We start from the raw sequence: 10,308 nt of genomic DNA on the forward strand, positions 1-10,308 counted from the left end.
TGCGGATGGCCGTGGCGCCCGCGGCCTCGATCGTCTCGGGCACGATGAGCGAGGTGATGAGGTTGTGCAGCACGACGATGTCGAGGTCGGGCTCGATGCCGCGCACGCGGGTGATCTCGCGCAGGGCCACGATGGCGGCGACGGCCGACGGGGTGACCGCGTCGCCCTTCTCGTCGACGACGAAGCAGCGGTCGGCGTCACCGTCGAAGGCGAGGCCGAGGTCGGCCCCGTGTTCGACGACGGCCTTCTGCAGGTCGACGATGTTCGCGGGCTCGAGCGGGTTCGCCTCGTGGTTCGGGAAGGTCCCGTCGAGCTCGAAGTACATGGGGATGATCTCGATCGGCAGGCCGGCGAGACCGGCCGCTTCGCCGAGCACGGCGGGGACGGTGAGGCCGCCCATGCCGTTGCCGGCGTCGACGACCACGCGGATGGGGCGGATGCTGCCGAGATCGACGAGCTTGCGCAGGTACGCGGCGTAGTCGGCGAGCACGTTGACCTCGCGGAAGGAGCCGGGGTCGCCCACGGGGGTGACGCCAGACTCCAGGTAGGCGGTGGCGCGGTCGCGGATGGCGGCGAGGCCCGTGTTCAGGCTGATGCCCTGGGCTCCCGCGCGGCTGAACTTGATGCCGTTGTAGGTGGCCGGGTTGTGGCTGGCGGTGAACATGGCGGCCGGGGCGTCCATCGAGCCGGACGCGAAGTAGGTCTCGTCGGTCGAGCAGAGGCCGATCGATACGACGTTGGCGCCGCGGGCCTGAGCGCCGCGCGCGAAGGCGGAGGCGAACTCGGGCGAGGAATCGCGCATGTCGTGACCGACGACGACGTCGGTTCCCGCCGCGCCGATTTCGTCGACGAACCCTGCCGCGAGGGCGCTGACGACCTCGCTGGTGAGCTGGCTGCCGACGAGGCCGCGCACGTCGTAGGTCTTAACGAACTGGGTCAGATCAATGGGGGAATAATTCACGACCCCAAAACTACATGACGGATTACCTGCCATCCCTGAGGCACGGACATGCGCTCGGCGTGTTTGGTGCACAGGTCGTAGCTGTGCGGCTCGGCCTTCTGGCTGAGCGGACCGAGTACGGCCATCGAATCCGCGTAGACGTAGGTGAGCGTCGCCACCGCCGTGTGGTTGCACGCCACCTTGCTGCACGGTCGTGGGCTCATCGTGACCCCAGCCTAGAACCACGCGCCGGCATCGGGCGAACGCGCACCGCAATACACTGGATGGATGGTCAGATCGCGAAGGAGCAGCGCACCGGCGTCTACGCGTGGTCGCTCGCGCGACCGGCACGGTCGCGGCATCCGGGCCGCGGTCACCGGACCCCACCTGCCGCCCCTGAACAGCCGGTCGGACATCTTCGACATGACGATCGCCTCGACCGCCGAATATCTCAAAGACGTCTGGCCGAGCGAACTCGCGGGCGTCGTCTTCGAGGTCGCCGCGATGCCCGCCGAGCTGGGCACCTCACCCGGCGTGGACCGCTGGCGGGTGTTCCCGGCGCAGAACCGCGTCGTGCTGTACCGGCTGCCGATCGAGCGCCTGTCGCACCTGCACCGGCACGACGAGCTGCACCGCCGCATGATGATCGAGACCTGCGTTTTCCGCGCCGTGGCCGAGCTGCTCGGCAAGGACCCGTGGGACCTCGCGCCGGATCGCTACCGCAACCACTGACCCGCTAGGGGAAGATCGTGATCGCCTCGGCGCTCGCGGCGGGCGGCTGGATGGCGTAGCCGGAGACCTGCGCGTCGCTCGCATAGCTCACCGAGCCGTAGAGCCGATCGAATCCGGTCACCAGGTAGGTGTCGCCCTCGGCGACATCGGCGTGGGCAGCGCCCTCGGCCGGCACGGTGAGGGTGACGTCGTCGCCGTCGGTCGCTTCGAGCGTCACCTCTGCATCGACGTCGGTGGGATTCACGAGGTTCACCCGGGAACCGGGGCCGGAGGCGATGCTGACCAGGGCGCGGTCGTTCAGCGCGTTGACGGTCGACAGCCAGACGAAGTCGCTTCCCGGCGCCTCGCCCTCGGGCGCCGAGGGGGCGACCGTCGACACCCGGGCGCCGGCGACGATCGGGTGCGACGCGGTGATGTGCACGGTGTACGTGCCGTCGACGAGGCCGTCGAGCGCGAGATCGTCGACGACCCCGGCGTCGAGGTCGACCGAGAACGCGGTTCCGGCGGCGGCACCGTCGTCTGACGTGACGGTGACCTCCACCATGGTCTCCTCGTCGCCGGGAACCAGCACGCGCAGAACAGAGGCCAGGTCGCCGTAGCCCTCTTCGCCGAGGCGCGACTGCAGGGCGTCGGTGTTGGTGACCCGAACGCCGGGGATGACCTGGGTGGTCGACGGGGTGTGGCCCGCGCCGACGAAGTCGACGCCGCCCGCCTCGATGCCGCGCACGGTGGTCTGCTGCAGGTTGGCGACGATCTGGCCGCCCCGGCTCGTGACATGCACCACGGGCGATTCCACTCCGGGGGCGAAACCGGCGAGGGGCAGCACGCGCTGCCCGTGCGGCTGCACCACGATGCCGGTGATACCGGGTGCCGTGACGGCGCCGTCTTCCGAGCTGATGGCGAGCGACACGGTCGAGACGGTGTCGCTCGGGTTGGCCAGCGTGATGAGCGTCGTGCGCCCGACCGAGGTCGATCCGCCGACGAGCCACGTCTCGGTGGCGACTCCGGCGCAGTCGGCCGTCGCGAGACCGTCGAACTCACCGGTGTCGGGCACCTGGGACTGTGCGCCGGCAACGAGATCGTCGTCGCCGCCGACCGTGGAACGCAGCTGGATCGGGGCGCTCTCGGTGCCCGCGGTGCCGGCGTCCGACTGCTGCAACGGGCTGACACTCACATCGTCGCCGCCGCTCGTGGAGCCGAAACGCACGGTGGGTGTGCCGATGGGCGACGCCGTCGTCGCCGACTGCCCCGTCTCGTCACCGAGGCGCAGCAGCGCGCCCGGGCAGACGAGTTGCTGCGCCGTGGGGACGGGCGTGACGTCGACCGAGGCGGGCGTCGTGCCGACCGTCGGAATCGGGAGGAACGTGGCGCCGGCGATCGTGGCGAGAGCGACCGCGATGCCCACGGTGCCCGCGACCACGCGCACCCCGACGATCGCGGCGCTCTTCGCCGTGATCTTGGCCTTGGGCGCTGCGGCCTCGTTCTCGTCGACCGGGTAGTCGTCGCCGACGGGCTCGATGTGATTCGGCTCGATGTGACCAGGCTCGATGCGATCAGACATTGTCGTCCTCCTCGAACGTGGAGGCGGGTTCGCTGTGCTGGCTCGACGGGGTGCGCGTGCGGCGACGCGATCCGGTCGGCACGGCCAACAGCAGGGTGATGATGAGCACGATGCCCTGCGTGAGCGTCACGATGACGCCGAGCGGGGTGCCGAGCGGGCCGGGGCCCACAGCCGGCCGGGTGTCGTCGAGTTCGGCGAACCGCCAGAGGAAACCGGTGGAGGTCTCGCCGATCGCCGTAAGCGACGGGTTGCCGTCGAGAGCCTCGCCCGCCCGTTTCCGGGTCTCCGTGGCGGCATCTCCCGCGGCATCCGGCGACAGCACGAATCCGATGTGCAGTTTCTGCATCTCGGCCGCGGTGTCGAACCCGCTCTTCGATGCGAGGTTGCCGGCGAGGGTGGCGAGCCGGCGCTGCGCCTCGGTCGTGTCGGTGCTGGTCGCGGCGAGCGTGGACTGCGAGTCGAGGCTCGTGCCCTCGCCGCGGTAGAGCACGGCAGCCAAGGCGCCGCTGGGTTGGGCGATGAGCTCGAGCGTGCCGAGCGCGCTGTCGCCGGCCGCCTCCGCCGAGACGAACGCGGGCAGGGTGCGGCCGCTACTGGCCCGCACGGCGCTGTCGCCGACGATGGGGGCGGCGAGCAGCGGGCCGGCGAGCACGACGGCCGTCGCACCGACGAGCAGGGCCGGGAGCACGACGGCGCGGCCGAGCACCTCGAGCGTGACGACGACGGCCCCGATGAGGCCGAGCCAGAACAGGCTGAGCCCGGCGGCGGGCCAGATCGCCGCGGTGTTCTCGCCCACGGCCGATACCTGCACGTGGGCGGCCGCCACGGCGGTGACGAAACCGAGGAACGCGATGACCATGGCCGGCACCGCGCGGCTCGAACCGGGAAGGAACAGGGCGAGGAGGGCGAGCACGGCGAGCGGCGCCAGCAGGGCTGCCACGATGACGGGTGCGGCGAGGTCGTGCAGACCCATGCCGGCGGCGACGTCGCTCCACCCGCTGTACCCATTGACCGGCGACCCGAGGGCGAGCTGCCAGCCGGAGGTGGTGCTGCCGATCACGGGCACACCCGGGTCGGCGGCGAGCGCGAGCCAGTTGCCGCGAATCGCCTGCTGCACGACGAGGGGCGCGAACATCACGGCCGCCGGGATCACGATTCCGATCAGGCGGTGGATGCTCTTCGGCCGGGCGGACATCCACGCCAGCCAGCCGATCAGCAGGGCGGGCGCGAGCGAGGGAGCCGCAGCGACGGTCGCCGCGAAGAGAAGAGCGGATGCCGCGCTGGCCGCCCAGCTGCGTGCGGCGTTAACGGTGGCGAGTACGACCCACGGGAGCAGCAGGTGCGCGACGACGGCCCCGAGGTGTCCCCCGCCGAGCGAGGCGAGGAACGGCGGCGCGAGCGACCAGAGGATGGCGGCGACCGCGGGCGACCAGCCGCGTTCGGCGAAGCGGGCGGCGCACCACCACGCGCCGAGAGCGGCCAGCGGCAGGGCGAGAAAGTAGAGGACGACGATGCTCTGCGACGGGGCCCAGAAGGTGAGGGTGCCGAGCAGCGCGAGCACGAACGAGAAGGGGTCGGCCGCCCCGTCGAATCCGGCGCCGATCCCGCGCCAGCCGAAACCGACGTTCGCCCAGAGCTCGGAGACTGTGGCACTGAGCGGGGCGAGCGCACCGCCGGAGACGGCGGCCGCGCCGAAGAGAGACGAGAACGCCACGGCGCCGATCGTGCCGGCCAGCAGCACCACCCAGGCTCCGCCCTGCGAGAGAAAACTCGGCCGGGTCGACTCGGGCCCCTGCGGCGTCTGACTGGTGGGGACCGCGGCTATCGCCCGCTGGTTGGCGCGCAATTCGCGGACCTCCCGCGACGGCATCCGCAATTTCGCTATCGACGCCCAGCCGAGCACGCGCGTCTTGCGCAACCGACGACGCGACGGGAGCACCGACCCGCTGAAGGCAGTCGCGAGCGCCACGGCGAATTCGCCGGGGATGAACCCGGGGTGTTTGCCGATGAGGTGCCAGACCGACCGCGCGAACGCGAGGGGAAGCAGGGAGAGCCAATGGAACACGGCCGCGGCGACCGGCGCGTAGGTGAGCCGACGGTGCAACTGGGCGCGGCGCCGCAGCGAATGCGTGGAGTGCGCGGAGATGGTCGGACGGTCGAAGCGCTCGGGCCCGCCGGCGCTCGCCACGCGCGCATCCGGCACGCCGACGATGCGATGGCCCGCGAGACGCACTCGGATGCAGAAGTCGAGCGCCGCGTCGACCGACGGCAGGGCCGGGTCGAAACCGCCGAGCGCCAGCCAGACGCTCTCGCGCACGAGCATTCCGCCGGCCGACACGGCCAGCATGTCGTTGTGCCTGTCGTGCTGGGCCTGGTCGAGCTCGCCCGACACCAGCGACACGGAGGCGCCGAACGTCGTGATGGTCTCGCCGTACGACTCGATGACGTCGCTCGTCTGCCAGCGCATGAGCTTGGGGCCGGCCACGGCGACGGAGGGCGCGATCTCGACGGCCCCGAGCAGTGCGGCGAGGGCGTCGGGCGCCGGGGCGTTGTCGTGGGCGAGCAGCCAGAGCCAGCTGTCTTTGTCGCCGTCCGGTGCGGCCACGCGCAGTGCGTTCGCGACTGCCGACCCGAAGCTTCGCGCACTCGCGGCCGGCACGAACACGGTGGCGTCGGCGCGGGCGAGGATCGAATCCGAGCCGTCGGTCGAACCGTCGTCGGTGAAGAGGGTGGAGTCGGGACGCCGGGTCTGTGCCGCGAGCGCCGCGAGGGTTCGCTCGAGATAGCCGGCCCCATTTCGGGCGACAAGTATCGCTGTGACTCTCGGTTGCATCGCAGTGAGCCTAGGTCTCTCTCGTCGCGACGGGAGCCTGACACGCTCGCACCCCGGCAAATGCCAGCTTCAGTGGAGGGCGGACCCGGGACGCCGAACTACGCGCGTTTGCGCAGCTTACGGCGCTCACGCTCGGAGAGGCCACCCCAGATGCCGAAACGTTCGTCGTTCTCGAGGGCGTACTCGAGGCAGTTGTTGCGCACCTCGCACGAGCCGCAGATCTTCTTCGCCTCGCGGGTCGATCCGCCCTTTTCGGGGAAGAACGCCTCGGGGTCGGTCTGCGCGCAGAGCGAGTCGGTCTGCCACGCGAGTGGGTTCTCTTCGACGTCGGCCTTGCGTACGCCCGGTACCCCCAAGCGAACCGGATCGACGAACCAGTCGTCTGGAACATTGGCGCGATATTCGCTGTTCGCCATTGCTCTACCCCTCGCCGCTCGACCCGGATGACCGTAATGCGTTAGAGATAATTACACCCGTGTAGTTCGTCAGAGTCAAGTCGGAGATCATAAAACCTTCGACCCCCATTAGAGGGTTACGACGCGCGGCGAGTTGCCTCCCACGCACTCGCGACCATTTCCCGCAGGTCATGGCGCATTTCCCAATCGAGGTCGCGGGCGGCGAGATCGCCGGCCGCGACGATGCGGGCGGGATCACCCGGACGGCGCGGGGCGATCACCGGGTCGAACGCGATTCCGGTGACCTCGGCTACGGTGCGCATGATGTCGCCGACGGAGTTGCCGTCGCCGCTGCCGAGGTTGTAGGCGGCCTCGAGGGGCTCGCCGGCGTCGAGCCGCAGCGCGGCAGCCACGTGCGACGTGGCCAGGTCGGCGACGTGCACGTAGTCGCGCACGTTGGTGCCGTCGGGCGTGTCGTAGTCGTCGCCGTTGATGCGCGGGGTCTTGCCGTCCTTCAGCGCGGCGAAGACCAGCGGGAAGAGGTTGTGCGGGCTCGTGTCGTAGAGCGCGGGGTCGCCGGAGCCGACGACGTTGAAGTAGCGCAGGCTCGTGTGGCGCAGACCGGCCGCGATGCCCTGGTCGCGCAGCAGCCACTCGCCGATGAGCTTCGACTCCCCGTAGGGCGACTGCGGGTTCTTCGGGGTGTCTTCGGTCACCAGTTCGGTGGGCGGCGTTCCGTAGACGGCGGCGCTGGACGAGAACACGATGCGGTCGACGTTCTTCTCGGCCATGGCCGCGAGCAGCACCGCCGTTCCGGTCACGTTCTGCTCGTAGGTGTGCAGCGGGCGCTGCACGCTCACTCCGGCGTACTTGTAGCCGGCGACATGGATGACCCCCGTGACTCCGTGCTCTTCGATCGTCGCGAGCAGCAGCTCGCCGTCGAGGATGGAACCGCGAACGAACGGCACCTCGGGGCCGACGAACTCGCGGAAGCCGCTCGACAGGTCGTCAACGACGACGGTCGACAGCCCCGCGTGGGCCAGCGCCTTCACGACGTGCGACCCGATATATCCTGCTCCACCCGTTACCAGCCATGTCATGCTCCAACGCTATCGCGCCGGCTGCGGTTGCGTTCTCCTTCGAAATCGCAAGTGGGAACCGGGCGATAGCCGTCGCGGAACGTGATGATGATCGCCGCGACGACGGCCCAGATGACGAGCAAGCTGAGTACCACGATGAATATCCACATGGCAGTAAATCTAGGAGTGGCGAGATACTGCCGACAGTGGCAGAATCGACAGCGTTCGGTTCATTTCTGCCAATAGGGGTCTCATGCTCAAGAAGGTCGTGCTGCTCGCCATCCCCGGCGTCGCGCCGTTCGAGTTCGGCGTCGTGTGCGAGGTGTTCGGCATCGACCGCAGCGAGATGGGCGGGCCGGCATTCGACTTCACCATCGCCACGGCCGAGCCGGGGTTGGTCGCCACGAACCTCGGCTACGCCATGAGCATCGCCAGCGACCTCTCGGTCGCCGCCGACGCCGACCTCATCGCGGTCACGGCCCACCGGTTCGAAGACATCGACGAGCGATACCTCGAGGTCATCCGCGCCGCCGAGGCCCGCGGCGCCTGGGTGCTGAGCCTGTGCAGCGGGGCGTTCATCCTGGCGCAGGCCGGCATCCTCGACGGCCGCCGGTCGACGACGCACTGGATGTACGCCGACCGCCTCGCGAAGGAATACCCCGACACCGACGTCGACCCCGACGTGCTGTTCGTCGAAGACCGTCACGTCGTCACAGGCGCGGGAACCGCCGCCGGCATCGACGCCGCCCTGCACATCGTGCGCTGCGAGCTCGGCGCCTCGGTCGCCAACGTGGTCGCCCGCCGGATGGTCGTTCCCCCGCAGCGCGACGGCGGCCAGTCGCAGTTCATCCAGTCACCGGTCTCCCCCGTCTGCGCCGATTCGTTCGCCGCGGTCGCCGACTGGATGATGCAGAACCTCGCCGAAGACCTCACCGTCGACCAGCTCGCCCGCAAGGCGCTGATGTCGAGCCGCACCTTCGCGCGTCGCTTCCGCGCCGACATGGGCACGACGCCCTCCGCCTGGCTCAATCGTCAGCGCATCATCCGGGCGCAACAAATGCTCGAAGAGACGGATGCCTCGTTGGAATCGATCGCGCAGGACACCGGTTTCGGCACGGCCTCGGTGATGCGGCACCACTTCGTGAAGGTGTTGCAGACCACGCCGACGCTGTACCGCCGCACGTTCGCCGTGCGGCAGTCGGCCTAGGGAAGGGCTACTCCGCCGAGGGCTCGGCGCCCGGGCCGGCGATGAAGAGCGTGCCGTCGCCCGCGATCGTCAGAGAGCCCTCGTCGGCGGTGACGAAGACCGACTCGCCGCGCGCCAGGGTGGTGGAGCCGGTCTCCCCGGCGAGGGTGAACGAGCCCGAGGTGCACAGCGCGATGCTGTCGCCCGCTAGTTCGTACCGGGTGCCGTCGACTCGCTCTGAGACGACCGCCAGCGCGAAGTCGGGCACGCCCGGCCGGTACAGCGCGACGCCGCCCGGCAGGCGGACCGGCTCGAGGTAGGGCACCGGAAGCGGGGTGAAATCGAGCACCGACAGCAGCTCGGGCACGTCGACGTGCTTCGGGGTGAGTCCGCCGCGCAGCACGTTGTCCGACGCGGCCATGAGCTCGATACCGAGCCCCTCCACGTAGGCGTGCACGTTGCCGGCCGGAAGGTAGAGCACCTCGCCCGGCTTCAGCGTCACGAGGTTGAGCATGAGCGACACGACGATCCCGGGGTCGCCGGGGTACGCGGCCGAGAGTTCGCCCACGAGCGCGAAGTTGTCGCCGTCGAGCCCGGTCGACGCCTCGACCACGGCGGCGACCAGCTCGTCGACGTCGTCGCCGCCCGTGACCAGCCACTCGAAGGCCTCGCGCAGGTCGTCGTCGGAGCCCAGCCGGTCGGAGAAGCCGTTGAGCGCGGAGTCGCCGGGCAGCGCTCCGATCATGCGCTCCACCGTGGAGGTGATCGCGTGCGCGGAACGGAACCCGCAGAGGGCGCGGAACCTCTCGCTGAGCGCGAAGATCAGCTCGGGCTTGTGGAACGCGTCCTTGTAGTTGCGGTTCGGGGCGTCGAGCGGGATGCCGAGGGCGTTCTCGCGCTCGAATCCGACGGCCGCCTGGGCCATGGTCGGATGGGCCTGCAGCGACAGCGGCGATGCGGCGGCGAGCACCTTGAGCAGGAACGGCAGGCGCCCGTCGAGAATGTCGACGAGCGTGTCATCCGACCCCTCGACGCGGCTGGGGGAACCGGGGTGCGCACCCAACCAGAGTTCTGCCTCCGGACCACCCGAAGGGGTCGTTCCCAGCAACTCGGCGATCGCCGACGTCGATCCCCAGGCATAGTCGCGCGGGGTATTGGTGATGCCTACAAACATGGGGGCCGTCCTTGTCGCTCGATTAGACCAAAGTACCAAGCGCCTAGGAAAGGCCCGACCGCGAGCCGTACCCTTTCGGAGGATTCCGACAAGCAATGGAGCATTTAGATGTCATTCGAGTCACTCAGCAGCGACTTCTACGGGTACGAGAACGCCCTCTCCAACCAGGAGAAAGACCTCATCGTGCGCCTTCGCGCCAACCTCGAAGCCGAGGTGCGCCCCATCGTCAACGAGCACTGGGCCAACGCCGAGTTCTTCCCCCGTTCGATCGTGACGGGCCTCGCCGACCTCGGCCTGTTCGGCCAACCGTGGAAGGAGACGCGCGTGTTCGAGAACACGGCCGTGTTCCGCGGCTGGGTCGCCCTCGAACTCGCAAGGGTCGACGCGAGCCTTGCGACACTGGTGGGA

At 69.6% G+C, this 10,308-nt stretch carries 11 protein-coding genes; 3 read left to right on the plus strand and 8 right to left on the minus strand.

What is annotated here, in order from left to right; all coding sequences use genetic code 11:
• Window positions 1-961 (minus strand): phosphomannomutase/phosphoglucomutase (manB, locus tag ACLQ6X_RS09750; protein ID WP_411699974.1); only part of this gene is annotated, 961 nt, incomplete at its 3' end.
• Entirely contained in the window at window positions 958-1,164 is a 207-nt protein-coding gene (locus ACLQ6X_RS09755; protein WP_411699975.1) for a DUF3499 family protein, read from the minus strand. The genes manB and ACLQ6X_RS09755, both read right to left, overlap by 4 nt.
• A 64-nt stretch (window positions 1,165-1,228) precedes the next feature.
• Between ACLQ6X_RS09755 and ACLQ6X_RS09760 the strand changes: the two genes are divergently transcribed.
• Window positions 1,229-1,672 (plus strand): metallopeptidase family protein, encoded by a 444-nt coding sequence (locus ACLQ6X_RS09760; protein WP_411699976.1) that lies wholly within the window; start codon window positions 1,229-1,231, stop codon window positions 1,670-1,672.
• 4 nt (window positions 1,673-1,676) lie between these two features.
• Here ACLQ6X_RS09760 and ACLQ6X_RS09765 read toward each other — a convergent pair whose 3' ends face one another.
• The 5 genes from ACLQ6X_RS09765 to ACLQ6X_RS09785 form a co-directional block, all read right to left on the minus strand.
• The gene (locus ACLQ6X_RS09765) at window positions 1,677-3,233 is read right to left on the minus strand and encodes a DUF5719 family protein (protein WP_411699977.1); all 1,557 of its coding nucleotides are present in this window, start codon (window positions 3,231-3,233) and stop codon (window positions 1,677-1,679) included.
• Window positions 3,226-6,066, minus strand: coding sequence for a glycosyltransferase (locus ACLQ6X_RS09770; RefSeq protein WP_411699978.1), 2,841 nt, complete (start codon window positions 6,064-6,066; stop codon window positions 3,226-3,228). Before ACLQ6X_RS09770 ends, ACLQ6X_RS09765 begins: the two co-directional genes overlap by 8 nt.
• Before the next feature lie 98 nt (window positions 6,067-6,164).
• Window positions 6,165-6,482, minus strand: a complete 318-nt coding sequence (locus tag ACLQ6X_RS09775) for a WhiB family transcriptional regulator (protein ID WP_188510257.1) — start codon at window positions 6,480-6,482, stop codon at window positions 6,165-6,167.
• A gap of 116 nt (window positions 6,483-6,598) precedes the next feature.
• Window positions 6,599-7,561: a UDP-glucose 4-epimerase GalE gene (gene galE / locus ACLQ6X_RS09780; protein WP_411699979.1), complete on the minus strand. Its 963-nt coding sequence runs from the start codon at window positions 7,559-7,561 to the stop codon at window positions 6,599-6,601.
• Complete coding sequence (locus ACLQ6X_RS09785) at window positions 7,558-7,710, minus strand: hypothetical protein (RefSeq protein WP_411699980.1); 153 nt, start codon at window positions 7,708-7,710, stop codon at window positions 7,558-7,560. The genes galE and ACLQ6X_RS09785 overlap by 4 nt, the downstream gene beginning before the upstream one ends.
• Window positions 7,711-7,793: 83 nt before the next feature.
• Here ACLQ6X_RS09785 and ACLQ6X_RS09790 point away from each other — a divergent pair, with 83 nt between their 5' ends.
• Complete coding sequence (locus ACLQ6X_RS09790) at window positions 7,794-8,747, plus strand: GlxA family transcriptional regulator (RefSeq protein ID WP_411699981.1); 954 nt, start codon at window positions 7,794-7,796, stop codon at window positions 8,745-8,747.
• Between the two features lie 7 nt (window positions 8,748-8,754).
• Here ACLQ6X_RS09790 and manA read toward each other — a convergent pair whose 3' ends face one another.
• On the minus strand, window positions 8,755-9,900 hold the full coding sequence (gene manA, locus ACLQ6X_RS09795; RefSeq protein WP_411699982.1) for a mannose-6-phosphate isomerase, class I: 1,146 nt from the start codon (window positions 9,898-9,900) through the stop codon (window positions 8,755-8,757).
• 108 nt (window positions 9,901-10,008) lie between these two features.
• Here manA and ACLQ6X_RS09800 point away from each other — a divergent pair.
• Window positions 10,009-10,308, plus strand: a 300-nt coding sequence (locus tag ACLQ6X_RS09800) for an acyl-CoA dehydrogenase family protein (RefSeq protein ID WP_411699983.1), incomplete at its 3' end; no start/stop codon positions are given.

It is taken from the genome of Conyzicola sp. (assembly GCF_046714715.1).
Classification (GTDB): Bacteria; Actinomycetota; Actinomycetes; order Actinomycetales; family Microbacteriaceae; genus Conyzicola.